Below are 25180 nucleotides of genomic sequence, written 5' to 3' on the forward strand. Positions count from 1 at the left end.
GGACAATTTTGTTCTTTATCCTTTTTCGGGTTGAGCTATTTTTGGTCTCAATTTAAAGAACTCGATAAAACTATCCGGATTCTCCTCGATACCCCTTTCAGACACCAATTTAATATCAATATTCCTTTCTTTCGCCTTAAAGGTAAAATCATCCAATATTTCAATGATATCGTTGTCGAGATACCTCGTTTTCCTCACATCTAGCTCCAGATAGGTTTCTCTTGGTAAACTATCCAGTTCCTTGAGAATGGCACCCTTATTAAAAAAGGTAACCTCCTCTGCCAGGGTCATTTTAATTTTGTGCCTACCATCACTTTTATCCTCAATATGTAGGAAATGTGAATTCTGGTAACTCTTTATCATAATTACGATGATACCTACGGCAAGTCCAAGTCCTATACCTATTAAAAGGTCGGTAAAAATGATACCGATCACCGTTACAAAGAAGGGAACGGATTGTTTCCAGCCCAAGGCATACATTTGTTTGAACAATGAGGGCTTAGCAAGTTTAAAACCTACGATAAATAGAACAGCCGCCAAAACCGAAAGCGGAATCATATTGAGTAATCTGGGTATTAAAATAACCGATATCAAAAGAAAAAAGCCATGAATTATTGCGGACATTTTAGTTTTTCCTCCAGACTGAATGTTCGCTGAACTACGAACGATAACTTGTGTTATAGGTAACCCACCGATTAAGCCCGAAATAATATTTCCTGTTCCCTGCGCTAATAACTCCCTATTCGTAGGGGTTACATTTTTTTCGGGATCAAGTTTGTCCGTTGCCTCCACACAGAGTAGCGTTTCTAAACTGGCCACAAGTGCAATAGTAAATGCGGTTACCCAGATTTGAGGATTTGTAATTGCTCCGAAATTTGGAAAACTGAATTGCCCTAAAAATGAAGCAGCATCCTCAGGAATGGGAACACTTACCAAGTGTTCTGCGGATATAGCTAAAGTTTCACTGTCTTTGGTAAGGATATAAAATAGAATGCCTACAGCAACAGCTACTAACGGGCCCTGCACAAGTTGGAAGAATTTACCTTTTTTAGAAAGGACTTTGTCCCACAATAGTAAAATACTTAACCCTATTATGGCTATTAATGTAGCTCCCGGACTAATATTGTTAACGGTCTCCAGAATTTCCGAAAAGGTATTTTGCCCATCGACCTGAAAGAAAGCAAAGTCTCCTTCTGGGTCAGGATCATAACCGAAGAAGTGAGGAATCTGTTTTAAAATAATTATGATACCGATTCCAGTAAGCATTCCCTTTATTACGGAAGAAGGAAAATAATATCCAATAATTCCTGCTTTAAGAATACCAAAGACTATTTGAATTATACCACCAAGGACAACTGCCAATAGAAAGTTTTGATACCCTCCTAAAGCGCCAATAGCGGTCAACACAATAGCGGCTAAACCGGCGGCCGGACCACTTACGCCTATTTTAGAACCGCTTAAGGACCCTACTACTATTCCCCCCACGATACCGGCTATTAACCCTGAAAAGAGCGGTGCGCCACTTGCCAATGCTATACCTAGACATAGCGGTAGTGCTACGAAAAATACCACAATACTGGCAGGGAGGTCATGTTTTAAATACTTGAACATAGAAGATGATTTTTAGTCCTAAAAAGAAGTCAGGATAGATTATTTACTTAGAAAAAAGGATGTGAAAAATTATACTTTTAATTTGGGAGGAGGCAGTAAAATCTCCACGGAATTGGCATAATAAGTTTTTGAAAAGTTGTTGCTATGGTTGGATGATTTTTTCTCCAAAGAAGAGACAACAATAATACGTGCATCGAACCATATAAGGTTTTCATCCAGTTCGTTCTTCTCTTCATTTTTACTTTCATCTTCGTTAAAATCTGCGAGTAGAGTGATATCGTTATCCAATTCAAATAGCGTCACTACCGAGGGCGCAACGATAGCGATAGAAACCAAAATAGAGAAAAATAAAACAAATGATGATTTCATACTATAAAAACATGTAATGTAAATATAATAGTATTGCTACTGCTATTTGTTAAAATAATCTAAAAATCTTTTAAGACCTTAATATGCTGTGAGGGTACCCAACCAGTTTTACCGTCGGCGAGCCTTATGCGTTTCCAATCATTGAGCTTCTCAATAATGTTTACTTTGGTGCCTGCATGTAATACAAATATTTCGTCGCTGCCCGTGTTGGGTTCTGATTGTATCCCTATTTCATCTGCGAATACGATTGCAGGTTGTTGCTTTTGAAAATCACTGTACTGTACAAAGGCAAAAACTATGCTCAAAATTGTGAGAAACAAGGACACCAGACTACCGATAAATGCCCATCTTTTTCTAGAAGCATATTGCGCATAATAAAAGACGATATAGAGTATTACAAATAAAATCATCAACCCCACTCCTAGCTTGGCCCATTGATCAAAGGACAGTTGAGCGGTAATGGTTTTATAAAACCTGGAAAGGCCTGTTTCTGGCATGGTGTCTATAGCATCTAAGGTCATTTGTTGAGCATACCCCAAATTATTCATTATTTCTTTATCCTCAGGAGCTAATAACAAGGCTTTTTCATAGTAATAGATACTTTGAGCAATGTCGTTTAATTTATAATAGGAGTTGCCAAGATTAAAGTAGAGTGATGCGGAGTGCTGTCCGTCTTCCAAAATAGCATTATAAAACCCGATCGCCTTCTCGTAATCACCTTCATTGTAGGCTGCCGTGGCATTATCAAACAGGGTTTCCTCCTGTGCAAAAACCAGAAAACCAAATAGTAGAACCAATATGTTACAAAATCTTTTCACTTGCCTATAGTTGCTTGTCCATTACTGATATAGTTTCACTTGCCTTATCATAGTCGTTTTGCATTTGCACATCGGAGAAAGGACTATACCTTGCCGCTTCGCAATTTTTAAGAAGTTCAACAAAGCTGTTAATGGTATTGTCATCCACTTGTTTTTTTGAAAGTAGTTCAGCTATCTTATCCTTACTGAATTCCGAGGTCTCTATCTTTAATTTGGCCTTTAAATAATTGTGTAACGCCTTTTCTAGCGCAACGTAAAAAGATTCTTTTTGACCTAGTTCTTTTTTGGCTTTTGAAAGATATTTTCTAGCGAGCCTATTTGCCTTTTTAACCTTGTTCCCTACTACATCACTTGCAATTTCATCTCTTTTTTTTCTGAATAAAATAGCTAATGGAATTAACAATAAAGGTCCTAACAACAGTGCATAGAACAAGTTAGAACCAAAAAAATAATTAGACCCAACGGGCTTTAAGTTAGGGGCGAGTTTTATAAAATTAAATTGATTATTGGCAGCGATTACATTTTGTTTGTTAGAGCCTGCCGTGCCGGTGGTGTTAGAAACACCATTTGATGGCCCCTCTAAGACATTCACTATAATTTCATCAGAACTTAATGTAGTGTATTTTTCTGTTTTTGGGTTGAAATAGCTGAATTTTATAGGAGGAATCGGATACTTACCTCTAAAGGAAGGAACGATTGTAAAGTTGTTACTGACTTTTCCTTGCATTCCGCCTAAGGTTGTGCGTACGCCTTCTGTAAATTCAGGTTCGTAAACCTCTAGCGAACTCGGTAAAACAGGCTCTGGAAGCTTAAACAGTTTTAGGTTTCCCCTGCCACTGACCTCAACTATGGCCTGTAAAGATTCAGACGCGTTAAGGCTGGTCTTACTCGTAGAAACGGAAAAATCAAAATCGCCCACAGCTCCATTGAAACCCTCAGGCTGGTTTTTAATAGGAAGGCTTTTTACGTTGATGGTACGTTTACCGGCAGAGACAGTTTTATTGGTTTGCGAATAGACCCTACCGCCAAAAAAATCTCTTTTGTTTGTAGGAACATCAACAGTAACATCTAGGGATAACGGCTCAATTTCCAACTCCCCTGATTTTTGAGGATACAGGACCACTCTTTTAAGTATTACGTATCGATAAGGTTTCCCTTTGTAAGTCCCGTTTTGAGCGTTTAAGCTAGACACCTTAATATCCTGACTCCAAAAGTTGTTGTATTTGGGGTTATCCAAGGGCTGATAGTTGGACACACTGATGGTAGGACTTACGTATAATTTATAAACAACACTTATGGCTTCGTTCAAATAGGGGTTTGTTTTGGAAACCTCGGCCACTAAATGTAAATTTTCATCGGCAACGTCATCGGCGGTCATTTGGTCACTAGGCTTGTCTACTGCCGCAGTTACCTCAATATCTTTTGCAAGAGATTTAAAAGTTTGCCCATCAATGACTATGGTTGCCTGCTTAATGGTGAACTTACCTCTTGCTGTAGGAGCAAGGGTATACGAATAGGTTTTAGAATAACTACGCACTCCATTAATCCAGGAAGAACTTATGGATTGCGAAGGGCCCATGAGTACCCTGAAGCCGGCAAAGTCAGGAGGATTAAAGTTATCTCCGTCCTTGTTCATGGTAAAATCTACCCTAAGACGCTCGTTGATACCAAGTTTAGATTTGCTCAGTTTCATTTCAAAAGTCACCGCATTCTTATCCTGAGCGCCCAGAAAAATGGCGAACAAGAATAAGGGTATGCAAACAATGAGCTTCTTATAATTCATAGCGTATTACCAATCCTTTTCATTTTTAATTTTAGCGCCCTTCACTTTTTTGGCGTCAATTTTATCCTGTACTTTTTTCTCTGCATTCTGCATTGCTCGCAACAAATTCTCTATTTGTTGTTTAGATAGCTGATTGGGCCGTGGTTGCTGCTGTTCTTTAGGTTGGTCTCCTTGCTCTGGCTTTTTCTTCTGTTCCTCTTTCTTATCGCCGTCTCCTTCTTTGTTTTCATCTTTCTGCTCGTCGCCTTTATCACCCTTATCTCCTTCGTCTCCCTCGTCTTTTTTATCTTGGTCTTTCTTATCCTTATTATCCCCTTCCTTATTTTCGTCCTTATCTTTTTTGTCGTCCTTGTTTTCGTCGTTTTTATCTTTTTTATCCTCGTCCTTCTTCAAGAGCTCTTTCGCTAGGGCTAAATTATATCTTGTTTCCTCATCTTTTGGATTATTCCTCAAAGCCTCTTTGTAGGCCTCCACGGCTTTGGCGTAGTCTTTACGCTTCATAAAAACATTACCCATATTGTGATAGGCCTTGTGCTTATCCTTTTTGTTCGTCGCAGTCTCCCCCGCCTCTTTAAATCTACCAAAGGCCTCGCTAAAGGTGGCATTGTTGTAGTAGGCGTTTCCTAAATTGTAGGGTGCTGCGGCGTTATCGGGACTTTTTGCGATAGCTTTTCTGTAATCTACCTCGGCTTCAATAAAATTGTTCTCGGACAATTTCTTATTAGCATCCCATGTATGATTAATTGAGTTGTTGAGATTCTGCTGCTTTTCTTTTAATTCTTCATCTTGGGCAAAGATCAATGCCGACATAAAGAACAAGAATAGTAGGGGTATAAACTTCTTCATTTTATTCGATATGTTTTTCGTTGAAAAGATTTAATTTCTTAAGCCACTTGGTTTTACGGTCCAAGACAAAAATATCTAAAAAAAGGAACAAAAGACCTGCTCCGAGGAACCATTGAAATTGGTCTTTGTACTCCGCAAATTGTTTGGCTTCAAACTCTTTTTTATCCATTTGAAGCAATTCTTCCTTAATAAAGGCTACGGCATCCTCCGTATTTGAACCATCTATATAGGTTCCATCGCCTTCTTCGGCGATATCTATTAGTACTTCTTGATTTAGTTTTGTGATGACCACCTCACCCTGCAAATCTTTTTTTAAACTTTCCAGGACGCCATTTCTTTTTAAAGGTATTGGAGCACCTTTAGGCTTACCAACACCTATAGTATATATTTTGATGCCGGCGTCAATGGCTTCTTCAACAGCGTTTAAGGTCTGCCCACCAGAATGGTCTTCACCATCGGAAATAATGAAAAGTACCCTATTGGTTTGTTCATCATCATCATAAAAGGTTGTTGCCAATTCAATAGCTTCATTAATTGCCGTTCCCTGAGAGCTTAGCATGTCCGTATTCATGCTTTGCAGAAACATTTTAGCCGCACCATAATCGGTCGTTATAGGTAATTGTGGAAAAGCTTGTCCTGCGTACGCAATGATACCAACCCTATCGCTGGCCAACTGATTAATGATTTCCGAAACCAATCGTTTGGCCTTTTCCATTCTGTTGGGCGCAATATCCTCGGCTAACATACTCTTAGAAACATCGACAGCAAAAACGATATCCACACCCTCTCTTTTCACCGTTTCCAACTTGGTCCCGATTTTGGGGTTTACGAGACCTATAATGAGCCCAGAAAGACCTAACAGAAAAAAAAGTAGTTTTAAAGTGCCTTTGTATTGAGATTTATTAGGGGTCAGTCTTTTGAGTAACAGGCTATCCGCAAATTTCTTTTGTGTTCTTTTTTTCCATAGCAGTAAAAGCAGGAATAGAGTTACTATCACCGGAAGGATGAAAAGCAAATAGAAATATATTTTTTCGTCTAACTGAATCATAATGTACTCGATAATCGAGATTTATAATGCTCCGACGCTTGCGTCGAAATAAATAATGGCTTTTCTTCTAATGCCTCTTGGATTTGGCCTGGGGTCATTTACACAAAGCTCCTAAATACCGTATTTCTTAAAATCCATTCTAAAAGCAATAGCGCTCCTGCTATTAGTATCCATGGTCTAAATTTTTCTTCGTATCTATAATATTTGAACTCTTCTATTTCCGTTTTTTCTAGTTTGTTGATCTCGTCGTATATCTCCTCTAACGTTTCGTTATCAGTAGCTCTAAAGTATTTTCCGCCTGTAACTTGCGCAATATCCTGCAGCAGTTCTTCATCTATTTCTACTTGCCGCATACCATATCTAAACGATTTATCGGCGTTATAAGCAATTGGTGTTAAGGCGTTGCCATTAGTGCCTAGACCAATAGTGTACGTTTTAATGTCAAACTCGATAGCCAGGTCTGCTGCCGTTTGGGGTTCAATAAAGCCAGAATTATTGACACCATCCGTTAAGAGAATAATAATTTTACTTTTTGCTTTGCTTTCCTTTAGTCGGTTTACAGAGGTGGCCAGTCCCATACCAATGGCCGTTCCGTCCTCTAATTGTCCATAGGTTATCTCTCTAAGAGCACCCAAAACTATAGACTTGTCCGTAGTAATTGGGGTTTTAGTAAAGCTCTCACCAGCATAAGCTACAAGTCCAATACGGTCGTTAGGTCTCTTTTTTATAAAACTTGCAGCTACTTTTTTTAGGGCGGCCAATCGGTTAGGTTTCAAATCCTTGGCCAACATACTCGAAGAGACATCGATAGCGATAACGATATCTATACCCTTCGTTGTTTTGGTTCGTGTTGAAATATCTTCTGTCTGTGGTCTTGCCATGGCAACTATGATGGCCGCCAGAGCCAAAAGCCTTAATAGGAAAAGTACATGTTTCAGTTTGGGCAAAAAACTGCTGTAACCAAATGCGTTAATAGTGGCTATGCGTAACGAGGCGTTCTGTTCTTTTTGTTTAAAGATATACCAAAGTATGGCTACTGGCAGTAATAGAAATAGCCAAAAGAAATCAGGATTTGCAAAGGATATATTCTCTAACATTTAAACTTCCGTTTTAACCTCTACCGTAGTTAATATTCTGTCTACAATTTCTTGTGCATAAGTGTCATCATCCAGCCAAGTGATAATTATGTATTGCTGAAAACCCTTGCCTCCGAACAATAGCACGGTATATTTTCCTTTGATTAATTCTTCAGATTCTGGCACGGCGAATTTTCCACTACCAAATATTTTCTGGCCTTTTACACCACTAATAGTAGTAAACTCTTCTTGCTTGGTAATGATATTCTTAGCGCCTTGACTTTCAAAACCTTTGATGATTTGTTCCAATGTTTTGCCAAAATCGGGTTCCGCCTCAGGGTTCATGGTTACCGAGGTGGTTCCTATAGTAAATAAGCCTACGGCACTTCTATACCCAAAAGCCTGTATATCCGTAATTGTGGCCTTTGCTTCTGGCGGTAACTTTACCTCTTGCCGAACCAGTACTTTTGGCGTTTCTAGAACAATAGGTGGGTAGCCGTACGAGCTAGAAATCCAATCGCTTTCCAGTAATTCTTTTGTTGGATGTCCAAGAACGGTATCCTTCAGGTAGGTAAACCCAAATTTAAATCCTGCTATGGATGTTCCGATGAGGAGTAATGCCGCTAAGGAAGCTATTCCTATGATTAGCTTTTTCTTTTGTTTTTTCCGTTCCTGCTCTTCTTGGTATTCTGCTAATTGCATCAATTCTTCTTCCGTTGGCTCTGGTAAAGCATCATGCGTCTGTACTACAATTTGCTCCACTAGTTTTCTGTCGCGTTCCGCGGCTGCGGTAGAAGGTTTTGATTTGGCGAATTTCACCAAATCCGCCGTTTGTAGAATGTTCTTGAACTGGTTAATAGTGTCTATCTCTAAATCTAGCTCACCAGAGTCTCGTAGTAATTCCAACTTATCTATCAACTGTCCGGTGGTACTTTCCAAGGCTGATACATGCGCGTCTTCTTCTAAATAAGAACGGACTATGGTGGTTAACTCGGAATAGTATTCCTTGAACTCGTCCTGAATGAGGTATTTTGAGTTTTCTAAACGTTTTAATTCTAACAATGCACGGTCGTAAGGGGGCAACAAGGCTTCTTTTTCTTCTTCGCTCAGCGGCTTTTTACGAAGTACGAACCAATAGAACAACCCAGCTAGAACTAGAAGTATAAAGAGTCCTATCAATAGATATTTCCATAGATCCGCATTATTTTTTTCGACCGAAATCAGCGGTTTGATATCATATAAATTTTGGGCGATAGTATCAACGGGAACCGTAGCAACATCAATAAATAAGGAATCCGTAAAATAGCCAGTACCATTAATCTCTATACGTTGGGTAGGTAGTTTGTAACGGCCAGAGTCAAATTGTGTGAGGGCGTATATTTTCTGTAATGTAAGCCTATCCTTTTTTCTAGTGGTATCCGTTGCGTAAGCCTCCACGGTTTCCAAAGGCGAAAAGGTTTGGCCTTCTGGAAATATAACTTGATCAACGGAATCTACCTCAACTGAAACCGTCCATTGTACTTGATCTCCGATTTTAATGAAGGTGGTGTCTACCGCTGAGGTAATTTTAGGGTTTTCTTGGGCAGCGATTAGTGATGTAACCAGAACAAAGCACAAAAAGACAATTCGTTTTAGTAAAAACGAACCGTGCTGAATTCTAGGTGTAAAAACGCTATACATCATCAACCTCTTCGTTTAAAATATCCTAATAGTTTCTTTACATAACTCTCGTCCACTCTGCAATCAAGAACACCACAGCCAGATTTGGTAAAGGTTTCCTTGAAATAATTGACCCGCTCTTTATGGAACTGAGCATAGGTATTACGCACTTTTTTAGACTGGGTATTTACCAGCTTTAACGCTCCCGTCTCCGCGTCTTGCATTTGCACCATTCCCAAATTAGGAATGTGTTCTTCTCGTTCATCGTAAACCCGGATACCTGTAACATCATGTTTGTTGCCTGTAATTTTTAAGGTGCGTTCATAGTCCGATGCTATAAAATCCGAAAGCACAAAAACTATAGCTTTTTTCTTCATAACATTGGTGAGGTACTTTAAGGCCTCTGCGATATCCGTTTTATTGCTTTTGGGCTTAAATTCCAGTAATTCTCGGATAATCCTCAACACATGGGTCTTTCCCTTTTTAGGCGGTATAAAGAGCTCTACTTGGTCAGAGAACAAGATAAGGCCCACTTTGTCATTGTTCTGCAAAGCACTGAACGCTAAGGTTGCAGAAATTTCGGTTATGATTTCATTTTTAAATTGATTGGTGGTTCCAAATAGTTCCGAACCACTAATATCCACTACTAGCATCATTGTGAGCTCGCGTTCCTCTTCAAAAATTTTAACGTAGGGCTCGTTATATCTGGCCGTAACGTTCCAATCTATACTCCGTACATCATCTCCAAATTGATATTGGCGTACTTCACTAAAAGTCATACCCCTTCCTTTGAACGTAGAATGATATTCCCCACCAAAAATATGGTCGGAAAGACGCCTGGTCTTTATCTCTATTTTACGAACTTTTTTGAGTAATTCTTTAGTATCCATCCTGGTATTTGGGAACGTTCATAGCTAGTGGGCAGTTGTACGTTGTAGTATTACCACACATATCACCACTGGTCAAAAGCTAAGCGCTATGGTACCTCAATCTCGTTTACGATTTTATTTATGATTTCTTCTGAAGTTATGTTTTCTGCTTCGGCTTCGTAGGTAATACCTATTCTATGTCTTAAAACATCATGAACGACGGCCCGGACATCTTCGGGGACCACATACCCTCGTCGCTTAATAAAGGCATAACATTTAGATGCGTTACCAAGGTTAATACTTCCCCTTGGTGATGCACCAAAACTAATAAGTGGTTTTAGATTTTCAAGATTGTATTTTTCTGGATACCTGGTAGCAAATACAATATCCAGTATATATTTTTCAATTTTCTCGTCCATGTAAACTTCACGGACCGCTTTTTGGGCACTAAGTATCTGTTTTAAGGAAACAACAGGTTTTACAGTTTCATAATTGCCTAAGAGGTTTTGTCGCATGACCATTTGCTCCTCGTTCATTTTAGGATAGTCTATCACTGTTTTCAACATAAAACGATCTACCTGAGCCTCTGGCAACGGATAAGTCCCCTCTTGTTCTACGGGGTTTTGGGTAGCCATCACTAGAAAAGGCTTGTCCAAGATAAAGGTTTCGTCCCCTATGGTTACCTGCTTTTCTTGCATGGCTTCCAGTAATGCGGATTGCACCTTTGCAGGGGCACGGTTAATTTCATCCGCTAAAACAAAGTTGGCGAATATGGGTCCTTTCTTAATCGAGAAATCATTCTCTTTCATGTTGTAGATCATGGTTCCTACGACATCTGCCGGTAAAAGGTCCGGAGTAAACTGAATTCTACTAAAACTACCTTTTACTGCTTTTGAAAGCGTATTAATGGCCAAGGTCTTTGCTAGACCGGGAACACCTTCCAATAAGATATGGCCTTGCCCTAACAGTCCTATGAGCAGTCTCTCGATCATGTGTTTTTGACCAACGATGACCTTGTTCATTTCAATAACAAGTAAATCTATAAAAGCACTTTCCTGAGCTATTTTCTCATTCACTGCGCTAATGTCAACAGTAGTATTTTCTTCCATTTATCCGGTTATATTTAGGGTAATTTACGCTTATAATTTTAACAGTTGTGCAAATTGAAAATTTATTCATTGAGTAGCTGTTAACGATTGGTTAAAAAATGCGAAAACCCCTTGTTTTTATGAAGTATTTAAGGGATTCTTTTTAATTTCACCCACCTATGAAGCATATGACTACCTATTCCAGAATTATTGCCGGTACCATGACTTGGGGCAACTGGGGGAAACAATTGGCAACAAATGAAATGATAGCTTTAATGAACAGCTGTCTGGAGTTGAACATCACCACCTTTGACCATGCGGATATTTATGGTGACTATACTACGGAAGAACAGTTTGGTGCCGCTTTTAAGAAGAGCTCAATTTCGCGTGAAAGTATACAACTGATCAGCAAGTGTGGGATTCAATTTGATGCCAAGACCAGAACGAACAAGGTGAAGCATTACAACTACGATAAGGATTATATAATTTGGTCCGCGGAGCGCTCCCTGAAGTTGCTGGAGACCGAATATTTAGATGTACTGCTCTTGCACAGGCCAAGCCCACTGATGCAACCAAGTGAGATTGCCGAAGCAATAATGCACCTTAAAAAAGAGGGTAAAATAAGGCAATTTGGAGTTTCTAATTTTACTCCTTCTCAAATAGCTTTGTTAGAGACCGTTGTGCCCGTTGAGGGAAATCAGATAGAATATTCACTCACGGCAAATGAGGTGATGAACAATGGTATTTTGGACGATTGTCTTGCCCATAACCGGTTAGCCATGTCCTGGAGCCCGCTGGGAGCTTTCTTTAGGGAGGAAACGGAACAAACAAAACGTATTGGATCAGTATTAAAGGATCTATGCAAAAAGTACGGGGCAAGTGAAGACCAATTATTGCTCAGTTGGATTTTGAAACATCCATCCAATATTCATCCCGTTGTGGGGACGGCTACACCAGAAAGATTGGCACTTGCTATGAAAGCCGTAGAAATTGATTTAGAATCGGAAGATTGGTTCCTACTTTTAGAAGCGAGTAACGGACATGAAGTAGCTTAAAAAGAAGCATATGAACGAAACAGTATTTATTACCGGAGCCACCAGCGGCATAGGAAAGGCTACGGCCGAACTTTTTGCGAAGCATCAATTTAAGTTAATTCTCTGTGGTAGGAGACAAGAACGCTTAGTTCATCTAAAAGAGCAATTGGGAGCGTTGACAACTGTGCACACGTTAAATTTTGATGTACGGGACAAAGATGCGGTAAAGAAAGCCATCGATTCCTTACCTGAGGAATTTTCAAAAATATCCATCTTAATTAATAATGCAGGAAACGCCCATGGTTTAGATACCATACAAGAAGGTAGCATAACAGATTGGGACGCAATGTTAGATATTAATGTCAAAGGGTTATTATACGTTTCCAAGGCAATTATTCCTAAAATGATTACTCAAAACAAGGGACATATTATCAATATAGGCTCCACTGCGGGTAAGGAAGTGTACCCCAGGGGCAATGTATATTGTGCTAGTAAGCATGCCGTAGACGCCATTAATCAAGGCATGCGTATAGATTTAAACCAACACGGTATCCGCGTAGGGGCCGTAAACCCTGGTTTGGTGGAAACTGAATTTAGTCAGGTGCGTTTTAAAGGAGACGACGAGCGCGCAGAAAATGTATACAAAGGCTTTCAGGCGCTAAAACCTGAGGATATTGCCGATATTATTCTTTTTACGGTGACTAGACCATATCATGTAAATATTGCAGATTTGGTGGTTATGCCAACGGCACAAGCCTCATCAACCATTGTGAATAAAACCTTATGATCAATAAACGCTTATTGGTCAAAAACTTACTTGCTCATAACGACGAGAATAGTTTCTACGACAAAAAGCGTTTTATTGCCATCGGGGAAAAAGAGGGTAAGGCAAAATTTCTAAAACACGTTTGTGCTCTGGCCAATAGTAATCCCATGAACAACTCATTTATCGTCATCGGGGTTGAGGATGAGGATAATCAGATTGTTGGTGTCGATTTTTTTGATGATAGCAAGATCCAAAATTTGGTGAATGCCTATTTGGATAACCCACCCCTGATTTCATACGAGAATATTCCTTTTCCACATTTGGCAGAGGGCAAGGTGGTAGGTCTGGTCACCATTAAATCCAATGGGGAGATTTGTTCCCTACGCAAAAATATCTGGAAATATTATGGTGGTTCCGTCTTTTTTAGAGAGGGTAGCATAAGTCTTCCAAAAGCCTTTGATATTGAGTTGAAGGATATAAATTCAAAAGCTGTCGCCACCATAGAACAGCATGCCCGGAATAATATAGAGCTCACCTTGGACGGTGTAATAGATTTCATAAACCATCGCCATAAAGACTTGCAAAGCGACTATAAAGTCTTTAAGGAACAGTTTGTCGTATGTTGGGCCGGCAACAAAAAAGAAGTCAAAGGGCAAACCTATTACAACAGGGTGGACATCGAATTAATTAACGAGCAAGTAAAACTGTTCTATTCCGATCTAGATGAGGTAACCATCACCTATGATGATCATTCTTTTACAACAATGGAGTATGTTCAATTAGGATTAGAAGGCAAACAACGATATTATCCCTTAGAGGAACTGGTTATTACTTTTAAAGAAAACGGAACCTATCAAATACAGACCGAACTGGTTTTTGAACCGCCTCGTTACGACAAGAAGATTTTGCATCATATTTACAATACCAACAACAGTCTACTGGCTAAAATAAAACAGGGTATAGCCTTGAAATCAACAGAGGTAGAAGATGTTTTGCACCTTCCTGACACGTATTTAATTTGTTATTTAAACGGTTTTGAAGAGGCCAGACATCAAATGGAAATAGCAAGGGGTATCGTTAAAGAACAGTTTCCAAAAATATATGACTCGTTAAAGGCAGCTTTACGGATCTTACGAAAAGTAGCTTACAATTAACCAGCCATTATCCATAAATGCTCATAGGCGCTTAATTGCAGTAGATTACGTTCTAGCTTCAGTTTTTTACCGGTGATACCATCTTTAAGGTTGTTTTCTGGATGTATGCCAATGGTAAACAACCATGAGACATGAAGAAATTGGGTATTTTCATCGAAATTGGAAATTACCCACACCCTATCTTTTCCATTAGTGCGTTCAAAAACAAAAATATGCGGATTGGAGCTTGGGTGAATTATAGGCGGAGAAACATCTGCAAAAACGGGGAGTTTCTTTCGCAATTGTATCATTTTTTTCAGTCCATTAAAAATTGAACTGGCGTGATTTTTTTTTGAAGCCAATTTGTTAACCGCCTCCCAATCTTGCTTCGGTCTATTTACCCAGCGGCTGTCGTCCTTGTGGTCTTCGTTTTCAAGGAAAGTATAATCGTTCAACATTCCTATTTCATCCCCTGCGTAAATCAACGGTATTCCTCCATAGGAGAGGATAATACCATGTAGCATTAGAATTTTGGCTACAGCTTCCGTGATGCTGTTTTTATCCTTTTGTTCCAGTGCTTTTTCTAAGCCAAGTAAGGATGCTGCGCTTCCGGTAATTCTGCCATCGCCGTTTTTGGGGTTGTACATAAACAGCAAGCCCTTTGCGGGAGACCAGTCTAAGCCACCGCAATAATAGTCTAGCAAGAATTTACGATGTTCTCTGGGAGAAAGACCTAGGTCACGGATAAAATCGTCGTCGTAACCCAACCCGATATCATCATGGCATCTTATATAATTGATCCAAGTTCCATCTTGTGGTTTGGAAGGGGTTTCCAGTAAACTTTTATATAATAAAGACGTCTTTTTGGTCGCAATGGAATTCCACAACAGCGCCATCAGCGATGCATTATAGGCTACTTCACACTCATTACCTTCCAAAAGCCCTTCTCCAAAGTATTTAATGATATTCCTTGGTGCTACAATGGCTTCGGCCAAAAGAATTACCCCAGGAGCTATTACCTGTAAGCACATACGAAAGAGGGAAACCAGTTGATGTGCCTCGGGCAGGTTTTGAGAAATGGTGCCTATTTTCTTCCATAGAAAGGCAAGCGCATCGAAACGCACTACATCAACACCCATATTCGCCAAGTTCAAGAGGTTCTCCAACATGGCGATAAATACCTCGGGATTAGTATAGTTTAGGTCCCATTGGTAACTGTTGAAGCAGGTCATTACCCAACGCTCCATCGATTTATTATAAGTAAAACTGCCAGGTGCCGTAGCTGGAAAAATTTCCGGCAATGTTTTTTCAAAAGCGTCTGGGATTTGTCTACCGGGATAGGTGTAGTAATAATTCTGATACTTTTCTTCACCCGCTATTGCTTTTTTGGCCCACTCAAATTCATCCGAAGTATGGTTCACCACAAAATCCAGCATTAAGATCATATTTTTTGATCTTGCTTTTTTAGTGAAAGCCAAAAATTCCTTTCGGGTTCCGTAACGTGCATCTATTTTATGATAACTGTTTACGGCATACCCACCGTCGTTTTCACCGGCAGGTCTAGTGGTTATGGGCATTAAGTGAAGAAAATTAATACCTAGTTCCTCAAAGTAAGGAAGTTTTTCATCCAGTCCTTTAATGTCTTTATTAAAACGGTCCACGTACAATTGCATTCCGGCCAATTGTTCGCTTTGGTACCAATTACCGACTTTCGCCCGTTTAAGGTCAAGTTCCTTTAGTTCCTCGGGTCTTTTAAAGAAAAGTTGTTCCATTTTATCCAGTAACTTAGGAAAATAGGATGCCTTCTCTTTTTCGGGGTAAAGGGAGAAATACAAGGAGCTGATAAGCGAAATGTTCGTAGCCAATCTTAGCCCAAAAGCTTCATGACTGGCGTCTACATATTTTTTTGACCTTTTGGTCATTAATTGATGCAAAGTGGCCTGATTCATTCTAGGAAACGAGTTGTTTTTGATTTGGAAGCGATTCTATAGCCCCAAAATTAGTCGTAGTTATTGCTCCTGCCTTATTGGCCATAGCTACCATAGCAGTAAGTAAATCTTCGTTTTCTAAAGTGTGTTCCAAGTTATGGTGCGTTGCGATCTGTTTTAAAAGACAACCTATGAAAGCATCACCGGCCCCGGTCGTATCTACTGGCTTAACCGAAATACTAGGTATGGTTTTGGAGTATGTTTTTGTGCTGAGCAAAGTACCTTCTCCACCTAAGGTAATTACTATAATATCTGTTCCCATTTCATGCAAATAGGTGCATGCCTCTTTTAAATCTGTCTTTCCGGAAAGCAGCTGAGCTTCCTCTAGACTAAATTTGCATAGGTGGGATTTCTGTATGAAGGGGATGCATTTCTTTATAAAAATATCCTCTTTGTTTTTCCAAAGATCTATTCTGTAATTGGGATCAAAGCTTATGAACGCGTTTTGTGTAAGTGCGTCAAAGAAATATCTACTGTAGGCATCTTCTAGATTCCCACCCAATAAGGCGGTGGCTGCTCCAAAGTGCACCATGTTTTCCTTGAATTCGTTTTTTAGATTAGAATCGTACTTTAGTTCTCTATCTGCCCCGCGGCTAAAAACGAAATCTCGCTCTCCGTCTTCATCAATGGATACAAAAGCTAAGGTGGTAAAAACGTCCGATTTTTGTACCAGTGAAAGATCAACACTTTCCTTATCCAGAATGTTCAGTAGAAAACTCCCAAAAGGATCGTTGCCAACGCAACCTACAAAAGCACTTTGGCCACTTAACTTACTTATGGCGCAGGCCACGTTTGCAGGTGCACCACCTGCTTTTTTCGTAAACTCTTTAGCTTTAGATAAGTCCTTACCCTGATTTTCAGCAACAAAATCAATGAGTAGCTCACCAATGCAAAATACCTTTTTCATAGACTTGCTTCAAAGTTTAAAATCTAAGGTAAATAGAAAAAGTAGCTTTCTCTAAATTTTGTTGTGAATAATCGGTAGTTAGTCATTAAATGGGGAGATTACGCCCCGTAATGTGGACTATGCAGCTTTAAGGAACCTTATTTCTTGTCCTGTTATTAGGAATTTGCTACCTTTTTGGGATAAATAAAAAATAATCGAAAATGAGCATATTTGACGAAATAAAGAAGAAATTAAGCCATGAGTTTATAGATATTATAGAATGGCTAGATACTTCGAACGATACAATTGTACATCGATTTGAAAGGTATCAAAATGAAATAAAGAACAATGCTAAATTAATAGTTCGCGAAGGGCAGACGGCCGTTTTCGTGAACGAGGGTCAGCTAGCCGATGTCTTCAAACCCGGAACCTATACCTTGAATACCCAGAACCTGCCGATTTTAACCACGCTCAAAGGTTGGAAATATGGATTTAACAGTCCGTTTAAAGCGGAGGTCTATTTTGTGAACACCAGATTGTTCACGGATGAAAAATGGGGCACTAAAAATCCGTTCATGCTAAGTGATGATCGTTTTGGACTTGTAGAGATCAGGGCTTTCGGAACCTATAGTTTTCGAATTAACGATCCGGGAAAATTTGTTGTCGATGTCGTGGGAACGGATGGTAATTTCACGAATTACGAAGTTAACGAACACCTTAAAAGTTTAATTGTTACCCGATTTACGGATACTGTCGGAGAGGCCAACCTGCCAATAGAACTATATGCGGCAAATACGAGCGAGCTGTCCGAAACTTGCCAAGAGGTAATGCAACCGGAATTTGGGCGTGTAGGTATAGAATTAGAAAGGTTCTATATCGAAAATGTTTCCATGCCAGAAGAGCTAAAGAAAGAAATCTTTGAATATAGTCGTTTGGATAAATTGGACATGACCAAGTTGGCGCAGTTCAAGGCTGCGAAAGCTATGGAATTGGCAGCTGCAAACGAAGGAGGTACTGCTGGTGCCGGTATGGGCATGGGCATGGGCTTTGTATTGGCGCAACAAATGGGCGGAATGATGGGTCAGCCCACTGGTCAGCCTTTTGCTGTGCAAGCACCACAAGGACAACAAACTGCGCCACCGCCCGTTCCGTTGCAGGTTACTTACTTCTATGCGGTAAACGGGCAACAATTGGGTCCGGTCTCTTTTGACAAATTAAAGGAGCTTTTTGCCAATAGGACCATTAATAGAGATTCACTGGTCTGGAAACAGGGAATGGCCAATTGGGCAAGTTTAAAAGAGGTAGAAGAACTAAAATCGTTCTTGGGAGGAAATACACCTCCGCCACTACCAAACGCATAGTGTAGTTAAAAGTTCAGGAATAACGTAGTGATTTTCGTTAGCGCGAAAACAATGTACATGGAAAAAATCCAAGAATCGGAACATAAAAAAGCTTGCGCCAATTGTGGTGCAGAGTTAAAGTTTAAACCAGGCTCACATCAACTTAATTGTGAATATTGCGGGTATGAGGAATTTATAGAGCAATCTAAAAGCAGTTTTGAGGAGCTAGAGTTGGCCCATTACTTAAAGATTGTTGGCGAGAATGCCTATACGGAAACCATTGAGCTTTTGCATTGTAAAAATTGTGGCGCCAACCAGCATGTAGAGGAGAATTACAAATCATTGAATTGTGTGTACTGTAGTGAACCGCTGATACGTGAGGATACCGAAATTGAAGGTTGGATTTTGCCGGGGGCGTTGGTTCCTTTTCAGTTGGATGTAAAAAAAGCAAGAAAAATTTTCAAAACTTGGGTCAACGGTCTTTGGTTTGCACCCAACAAACTCAAAAGGGCGGCATTAGACCCTGAGGGACTTCATGGCCTATATATTCCTTATTGGACTTTTGATGCCAATCTGTTTGCTTCCTATCAAGGGCAGCGCGGAGATTACTATTATGAAACCCAGACATATAATAGCGACAAGGGGAGGCGCACAAGGCAGGTACGAAAGACCAAATGGACCTATGCCTCTGGGAAGGTCAATGGTTTTGTAGATGATATTTTAATAAATGCCTCGGAGAAAAAAAGAAGGGATATCCCGCCCTCCATTGCATTTTGGAATCTTAAGGATTTAGTGGTCTTTAACTCAAAATACCTGTCGGGTTTTGTAACGGAAAAGTATACAGTATCTCTTAAGGAGGGTCACCATCAATCCTTTCAAGAGGCAAAAAATATCGCTTATAACTGGATTCGAAGGGATATCGGCGGAGATACGCAACGCATTGCCAATGCGGACATGAAACTTTCTGATGAAACTTTTAAACATATTTTGCTCCCTGTATACATAAGTTCCTATCGGTATAACGGAAAAGAGTACCATTTTTATATCAATGGACAAACGGGTAATTTAAGTGGTAGTAGGCCGTACTCCTTCTGGAAAATTTTCTTTTTAGTGGTTTTCGTCCTTGTGGTCATTGCGGGAATTGCGATTTTTGCTAAATGATGACGCAAAGAACATTAGTTATTGGAGATATACATTCAGGATTAAAGGCGTTACGGCAAGTATTGGAGAAAGCAGCCGTAACGGTCAACGATAAACTTATATTTCTAGGCGATTATGTCGATGGTTGGAGTGAGGCTGTTGAAACGATAGATTTCCTTTTGCAATTGAACGAAACGCACCGGTGCATTTTTCTTAGAGGTAATCACGATGCCTTATGCCATCAATGGCTTACCGGTGGCGACGATAACCCAATGTGGTTTATGCATGGCGGCGAAGCCACGGTAAAATCGTACGGGAAGGTAGATGATAGCACAAAAAGGGAGCATATTATGTTCTATGAAAACCTTAAGGATTATTATTTGGATGACGCGAATAGACTGTTCTTGCACGCGGGCTTTACAAACCTAAAGGGCGTAGCCTATGAATATACGTCCAAGACCTTCTATTGGGACCGAACGCTTTGGGAACTGGTCTTGTCAATAGACCCAAATTTGAAAGAAGGTGATATGTATTTTCCTAAAAGACTTACGCATTACAAAGAGATTTACATTGGCCATACCCCTGTAACGCGAATGGGGAAAACCACGCCTCAAAATGCTGTAAATGTTTGGAATATTGATACCGGAGCAGCATTTAAAGGACCTCTCACCGCTTTTGATATTCAGACCAAAAAATATTGGCAAAGTGAGCCTGTGCACACGTTCTATCCCAATGAAACAGGCAGAAATTAGTAAATCAATTTAATTTTAAAGGCTAAAACAGCGCAGAATTAACGAACTTTGATAAAAATTGATATATGTCCGAGAAGAATATACGACTAGAAGTAATGCAGGCCATTGAGCCCGAAGTGGAAGGGTTTATGGAGAATTTTCTGATAAAACCTGAAGATATATGGCAGCCTACGGATTTTCTCCCTGATTCCGAAAGTGATGGGTTTTTGGACCATGTAGAACAATTACGGGAAGAATCGAAAGAGTTGGGCTATGATTTTTGGGTAACCATGGTGGCGGATACCATTACCGAAGAAGCCTTGCCTACATACGAATCGTGGTTAATGGATGTTGTTGGGATAGACCAGCATGGAGAATATAAGACCAATGGCTGGGCCAAATGGGTTAGGGCATGGACCGCAGAAGAGAATAGACATGGGGATGTGCTGAACAAATACTTATATCTATCCGGAAGGGTGAATATGAAGGAAATAGAAATAACTACGCAGCACCTTATTTCGGACGGTTTTGATATTGGTACCGATAGGGACCCATATAAGAATTTTGTGTACACTTCCTTTCAAGAATTGGCCACGAACATCTCTCACAAACGTGTGGGGCAAATGGCTAAGAAAAAGGGGAACGCCTTATTAGGTAAGATGTGTACGATAATTGCAGGGGACGAAATGAGGCATCATTTGGCCTATAGAGAATTCGTAAAAACGATTATGGGTCACGACCCTAATGGAATGATGTTGGCCTTTGCCGATATGATGAAACAGAAAATAGTAATGCCGGCTCACTTTTTAAGAGAATCCGGAGGTACCATTGGTACTGCCTTTGAGAACTTCTCAAATTGTGCACAAAGACTTGGTGTTTATACCGCTCAGGATTACATAGATATTCTTGCAAAGTTGAATGCTTTTTGGGAGATTGATGCAGTAAGGGGACTTAATGACGAAGCACAAAAAGCAAGGGACTATTTGATGAAACTTCCTGAAAGATTGGAGCGTATTGCCTCTAGAATGAAGTTTCCAGAAGATCAGTACCACTTTAAATGGGTAGAAGCCAACGGAATGTTGTAGCGCTAAGTTTCAAGAAAATAAAAAGCCCAATCTCAAAGTGAGATTGGGCTTTTATTTTTGGTTGGTTATTGATTATAATTTACCGTGATCATGTTCATCTTGCCATTTCACAAGTTCACTCCATTTGCCTTCATAGGCCATTTTGGCTTGCATAGGCCATGACGCAGGATTATGAACCTGATAGCGCTTTCCACCGCCGTCCAGTACTTTTTGGCATTCCGCTACGGAAGCTTCTGATAGTGCTTTCCAGGTTTTAATTCCGGAATCTTTGAACATACCTTCTATTTTAGGCCCTATGCCCTCAACAACTTTAAGGTCATCTTGCTTAATGGCTTTACCGAAGGCCGCCTTTGCTCCTGCGGCATCAAAAGGAATAGATGCTACCGCCGCACCCGCTGCAAAAGAAGATACTGTACTTGTTACATTGGCCTTGGCACTGCTCACTCTCTTATTACAAGCATCTAAATCGGCTTTTAACTTTGCATTTTTATCTTGTAGCAGTTTTAAATCTGCAGAATTGTCAATGGTGGTATTTCCGCTTCGGCCAATGAGGTAGCCAAGAATTCCACTAATTATCCCGACTAAAGCTGGGATCAACCAACACCAGATATTCATATTTTCAAAATTCATTTTATACTATTTTAATTTGTTAGTGATTTAATTGTTTAGTGTTACTACAGTTCTTCTATTTTTAGACCTACCTTCTTCAGTGGCGTTGCTCTCTATAGGAGACGTCTGCCCTTTAGATGAGGTTTTTATTTTTGATTCGGCAATTCCGTTTCGCATGAGATAGGCTTTGGCAAAATTTGCTCTGTCCAAACCAAGTCTCATGTTAGTGGCAGCTACCCCGGTATTATCAGTGTGGCCCACCACGTTTGCGGTGGCACCCTCCATTTTATCCAAATACCTAGAAATATCGGCTACCTTTTGGCGCTGTTCTGCATTTAAACTTATAGATGCTTCTGCCGTATTGAAATATAGCGTAAGCGGATCAGCATTTATTTTATCGAACAGTGCTTTCATCTCTTCGGCCGCATCCTCAGATTCTCCACCTAAGCTGTAGCTTACAGGTCCAAGATATACGTTCTCCCTGGCCACCATACTTTCCATTAGCGCTCCCATCGTATTTATTCTAGAAGAGGAAATTCCGTTGGATACCAAATGGTTTTTGACCGCATTGGCTCTGGCAAGCCCTAGATTAGGATAGGCGCTATCGTTGTTTTCGTCACTTTTATAGTACCCCGTAATATTAATTACTTTTCCTGCATTGGTCTCTAAGAAACCTTTAAGGCTTGTAATACCTTCTTCCATACTAGCGGCTAGTGGCATTAGTATAGACGAAGAAGAACTATTAAAGTTGTAATTGTCATTGTTGTTATAAGCGTAATCTCCATCCTTAAAGGCAAAAGGATATGAAGTTGCTTCTGGCACAATGGGTGCTGCTACCTCTTTTGGAGGCTCTTGTTCTACACTAACTCCGCATTCACTGCAGCAGGTAATGTAAAAATAAGTCCCTGCCAAAATAGTGATCAACATCAGCAGTAGATTCGTTGTTGTTTTTGTCATTTTTAAATAGTGTTTAGTGTTTCATCCACAATGTATTAAAAAAATCTTAAAATTTTTGAATATTCGATAGCTTAATTGCTAGTAATCAAGGAGGAGTGATTTTCCAACTATAACTAAAATGATACCATTTGCACATTCAAACGGCAAGGAGGCATAATTCATATTTTTTTAAAAGAAGATATTTCGGAACTTTCTGATGCAAATAAAATACACCCTATCGCTCCCGACAAAGTTCCGGCACTGGGATAGGGTTTTATGACATATTTGAGTTAGTTGGTTAATTAAGTAAACCCTATCGTATCCTTAACGATAGGGTTATTTTGTGGGTACTGTTTAGTTCAAAATTGGGCGTAGTTAATATCCTATACGATAGTGTCTATTCCCAGATTACTTAAAACCGTTTATACAATTAGAAGTACGGAACATACAGAAACGGTATCACCCTAAGATCATAAAATATATCTTGATAGTAGGATGATTACGATATGAAAAATATAAAGAAACGTATATTTAATTTTCTGAAGTTTGTATGTATGATTTTGGTTTTGGGCACCCAAAGCTTGTTGCATGGTAGTTGGACGGTAGACGATACCAACCGAAAAACCATATAATAAATGACCTCGGGGCAGGCCTATGAGACATTAGAAGCGAAACCAATATTTATTTAAGGCAAGCGCCGGAGCATTATAAATCTCGATTAGCGGCCAAAAACAAAAATTGGGAATTAAATTTAAAACTTCTACAAGTCAAATTTAATTCCTTGTGCCAGCGGCAGCTCGGTCGTATAGTTGATGGTATTCGTTTGCCTTCTCATATATATTTTCCAAGCATCCGAACCACTTTCACGGCCACCACCAGTTTCTTTTTCCCCACCGAAGGCGCCACCAATTTCTGCACCCGATGTTCCTATATTAACGTTAGCGATACCACAATCACTTCCAGCAACGGACAAGAAACGTTCGGCTTCACGCAGATTATTGGTCATTATGGCAGATGAAAGCCCCTGAACAACCCCATTTTGAATTGCGATAGCATTTTCTAATTCTCCGGAATATTTTAGTAAATATAACACCGGTGCAAAAGTCTCGTGTTGCACAATTTCGTAGTCATTTTTGGCTTCTGCAATAGCCGGTTTAACATAGCAACCACTTTCGTAGCCTTTTCCTTCTAAGACTCCGCCTTCGACAATAATTTTTCCTCCTTCAGCCACTACTTTTTCCAATGCTTTGCTATAATGGTTTACTGCATCGGTATCAATTAGAGGCCCTACATGATTGTTTTCATCTAGCGGGTTTCCAATGCGTAGCTGACCATAGGCTGCAACCACAGCATCCTTTACCTTGTCGTATATGTCCTCATGGATAATTAATCTTCTTGTTGAGGTACAACGTTGGCCGGCAGTTCCGACAGCCCCAAAAACAGCACCGATAACGGTCATTTTAATATCCGCGTCCGGCGTAACGATTATAGCATTGTTACCTCCTAATTCCAATAGCGATTTTCCTAATCTTGCTGCCACGGCCTGGGCAACTATTTTACCCATTCGAATAGAACCGGTGGCCGAAACCAAAGGAATTCTACCATCTTGAGTCATGTATTCTCCTACTTTATAATCTCCATTGATCAAACAGGAGATGCCTTCTGGCAAATTATTTTCCTTAAAAACTTGAGCCGCGATATTTTGACAGGCTACTCCGCATAATGGTGTTTTTTCTGAAGGTTTCCAAACACAAACATCTCCGCAAATCCACGCCAGTGCTGTGTTCCATGCCCACACGGCAACAGGAAAATTAAATGCTGATATAATACCCACTACCCCTAGCGCATGATATTGTTCGTACATTCTATGCCCAGGTCTTTCCGAGTGCATGGTCAAGCCATGAAGTTGTCGGGAAAGCCCGACCGCAAAATCACAGATATCTATCATTTCTTGGACTTCTCCAAGACCTTCTTGGTAACTCTTGCCCATCTCATAAGAGACCAATTTTCCCAAAGGTTCTTTTAAGGCTCTGAGCTTCTCGCCAAATTGTCTTACTATTTCACCGCGTAACGGGGCGGGTTTCTTACGCCAAGTTTTAAAAGCATTGGTAGCGGTATTCATGACCTTTGCATAATCTTCTTTGGAGGTTGTTCTTACTTTTCCGATGAGTGAACCATCGACCGGTGAGTAGGATTCGATAATGCTTCCTGAAGAAAAATTATCGGAACCTGTTGAAGTTCCATCATTTAAGTCAGTAATTCCCAAAGCTTTTAAAGCCTCATCTATTCCAAATTCTACAGCTACTTTTGACATTTTATAACTTTTTGAAGGTGTATTGTTAAATTTTTACAAAGCTACGAATAA

The 25180-nt window shown here is 39.9% G+C and carries 22 protein-coding genes; 7 read left to right on the top strand and 15 right to left on the bottom strand.

Annotated features, from left to right (window positions below):
• Positions 1 to 15 precede the first annotated feature (15 nt).
• The 10 genes from EJ994_RS14460 to EJ994_RS14505 all read right to left on the bottom strand — a co-directional run bounded on the left by EJ994_RS14460 (position 16) and on the right by EJ994_RS14505 (position 11188).
• Positions 16 to 1611: a SulP family inorganic anion transporter gene (locus tag EJ994_RS14460; RefSeq protein ID WP_126593133.1), complete on the bottom strand. Its 1596-nt coding sequence runs from the start codon at positions 1609 to 1611 to the stop codon at positions 16 to 18.
• A 69-nt stretch (positions 1612 to 1680) separates the two neighbouring features.
• Positions 1681 to 1980: a hypothetical protein gene (locus tag EJ994_RS14465; RefSeq protein ID WP_126593134.1), complete on the bottom strand. Its 300-nt coding sequence runs from the start codon at positions 1978 to 1980 to the stop codon at positions 1681 to 1683.
• Between the two features lie 59 nt (positions 1981 to 2039).
• Complete coding sequence (locus EJ994_RS14470) at positions 2040 to 2798, bottom strand: tetratricopeptide repeat protein (protein ID WP_126593135.1); 759 nt, start codon at positions 2796 to 2798, stop codon at positions 2040 to 2042.
• Between the two features lie 4 nt (positions 2799 to 2802).
• Positions 2803 to 4581, bottom strand: coding sequence for a BatD family protein (locus EJ994_RS14475; protein WP_126593136.1), 1779 nt, complete (start codon positions 4579 to 4581; stop codon positions 2803 to 2805).
• A gap of 6 nt (positions 4582 to 4587) precedes the next feature.
• Positions 4588 to 5427: a tetratricopeptide repeat protein gene (locus EJ994_RS14480; protein ID WP_126593137.1), complete on the bottom strand. Its 840-nt coding sequence runs from the start codon at positions 5425 to 5427 to the stop codon at positions 4588 to 4590.
• A 1-nt stretch (position 5428) separates the two neighbouring features.
• Entirely contained in the window at positions 5429 to 6475 is a 1047-nt protein-coding gene (locus EJ994_RS14485) for a VWA domain-containing protein (protein WP_126593138.1), read from the bottom strand.
• A gap of 98 nt (positions 6476 to 6573) precedes the next feature.
• On the bottom strand, positions 6574 to 7572 hold the full coding sequence (locus EJ994_RS14490) for a vWA domain-containing protein (RefSeq protein WP_126593139.1): 999 nt from the start codon (positions 7570 to 7572) through the stop codon (positions 6574 to 6576).
• Positions 7573 to 9231: a hypothetical protein gene (locus tag EJ994_RS14495; RefSeq protein ID WP_410504182.1), complete on the bottom strand. Its 1659-nt coding sequence runs from the start codon at positions 9229 to 9231 to the stop codon at positions 7573 to 7575.
• A gap of 2 nt (positions 9232 to 9233) precedes the next feature.
• Positions 9234 to 10100, bottom strand: coding sequence for a DUF58 domain-containing protein (locus tag EJ994_RS14500; RefSeq protein WP_126593140.1), 867 nt, complete (start codon positions 10098 to 10100; stop codon positions 9234 to 9236).
• Positions 10101 to 10186: 86 nt separating this feature from the next.
• A complete protein-coding gene (locus EJ994_RS14505; RefSeq protein WP_099572139.1) occupies positions 10187 to 11188 on the bottom strand; it encodes an AAA family ATPase in 1002 nt (333 codons plus the stop codon).
• A 158-nt stretch (positions 11189 to 11346) separates the two neighbouring features.
• Between EJ994_RS14505 and EJ994_RS14510 the strand changes: the two genes are divergently transcribed.
• The 3 genes from EJ994_RS14510 to EJ994_RS14520 are packed head-to-tail and all read left to right on the top strand — an operon-like array spanning position 11347 to position 14121.
• Positions 11347 to 12222, top strand: coding sequence for an aldo/keto reductase family oxidoreductase (locus EJ994_RS14510; RefSeq protein WP_126593141.1), 876 nt, complete (start codon positions 11347 to 11349; stop codon positions 12220 to 12222).
• 10 nt (positions 12223 to 12232) lie between these two features.
• Positions 12233 to 12988, top strand: a complete 756-nt coding sequence (locus EJ994_RS14515; protein WP_126593142.1) for an SDR family NAD(P)-dependent oxidoreductase — start codon at positions 12233 to 12235, stop codon at positions 12986 to 12988.
• Entirely contained in the window at positions 12985 to 14121 is a 1137-nt protein-coding gene (locus EJ994_RS14520; protein ID WP_126593143.1) for an ATP-binding protein, read from the top strand. The genes EJ994_RS14515 and EJ994_RS14520 overlap by 4 nt, the downstream gene beginning before the upstream one ends.
• Here EJ994_RS14520 and EJ994_RS14525 read toward each other — a convergent pair.
• Positions 14118 to 16049 (bottom strand): alpha-amylase family protein, encoded by a 1932-nt coding sequence (locus tag EJ994_RS14525; protein ID WP_126593144.1) that lies wholly within the window; start codon positions 16047 to 16049, stop codon positions 14118 to 14120. The genes EJ994_RS14520 and EJ994_RS14525 overlap by 4 nt on opposite strands.
• Before the next feature lies 1 nt (position 16050).
• A complete protein-coding gene (locus EJ994_RS14530; protein WP_126593145.1) occupies positions 16051 to 16995 on the bottom strand; it encodes a carbohydrate kinase family protein in 945 nt (314 codons plus the stop codon).
• 200 nt (positions 16996 to 17195) lie between these two features.
• Here EJ994_RS14530 and EJ994_RS14535 point away from each other — a divergent pair, with 200 nt between their 5' ends.
• The 4 genes from EJ994_RS14535 (at position 17196) to EJ994_RS14550 (ending at position 21270) form a co-directional block, all read left to right on the top strand.
• Positions 17196 to 18335: an SPFH domain-containing protein gene (locus EJ994_RS14535; protein WP_126593146.1), complete on the top strand. Its 1140-nt coding sequence runs from the start codon at positions 17196 to 17198 to the stop codon at positions 18333 to 18335.
• A gap of 57 nt (positions 18336 to 18392) precedes the next feature.
• Complete coding sequence (locus EJ994_RS14540) at positions 18393 to 19475, top strand: DNA helicase PriA (RefSeq protein WP_126593147.1); 1083 nt, start codon at positions 18393 to 18395, stop codon at positions 19473 to 19475.
• A complete protein-coding gene (locus EJ994_RS14545) occupies positions 19472 to 20206 on the top strand; it encodes a metallophosphoesterase family protein (RefSeq protein ID WP_241240796.1) in 735 nt (244 codons plus the stop codon). Before EJ994_RS14540 ends, EJ994_RS14545 begins: the two co-directional genes overlap by 4 nt.
• A gap of 65 nt (positions 20207 to 20271) precedes the next feature.
• Positions 20272 to 21270 (top strand): acyl-ACP desaturase, encoded by a 999-nt coding sequence (locus EJ994_RS14550; RefSeq protein WP_126593148.1) that lies wholly within the window; start codon positions 20272 to 20274, stop codon positions 21268 to 21270.
• Between the two features lie 72 nt (positions 21271 to 21342).
• Here the strand turns inward: EJ994_RS14550 and EJ994_RS14555 are convergent, their stop codons facing one another.
• From EJ994_RS14555 to EJ994_RS14565, 3 genes are all read right to left on the bottom strand, one after another.
• On the bottom strand, positions 21343 to 21900 hold the full coding sequence (locus tag EJ994_RS14555) for a hypothetical protein (RefSeq protein WP_126593149.1): 558 nt from the start codon (positions 21898 to 21900) through the stop codon (positions 21343 to 21345).
• A 27-nt stretch (positions 21901 to 21927) separates the two neighbouring features.
• Positions 21928 to 22836 (bottom strand): OmpA family protein, encoded by a 909-nt coding sequence (locus tag EJ994_RS14560; protein WP_126593150.1) that lies wholly within the window; start codon positions 22834 to 22836, stop codon positions 21928 to 21930.
• A gap of 739 nt (positions 22837 to 23575) precedes the next feature.
• Positions 23576 to 25129 carry an aldehyde dehydrogenase family protein gene (locus EJ994_RS14565; RefSeq protein ID WP_126593151.1) on the bottom strand — a complete coding sequence of 518 codons (1554 nt, stop codon included), beginning with the start codon at positions 25127 to 25129 and terminating at the stop codon, positions 23576 to 23578.
• Positions 25130 to 25180 lie beyond the last annotated feature (51 nt).

The sequence above is a fragment of the Maribacter sp. MJ134 genome (assembly GCF_003970695.1).
Lineage (GTDB): Bacteria > Bacteroidota > Bacteroidia > Flavobacteriales > Flavobacteriaceae > Maribacter.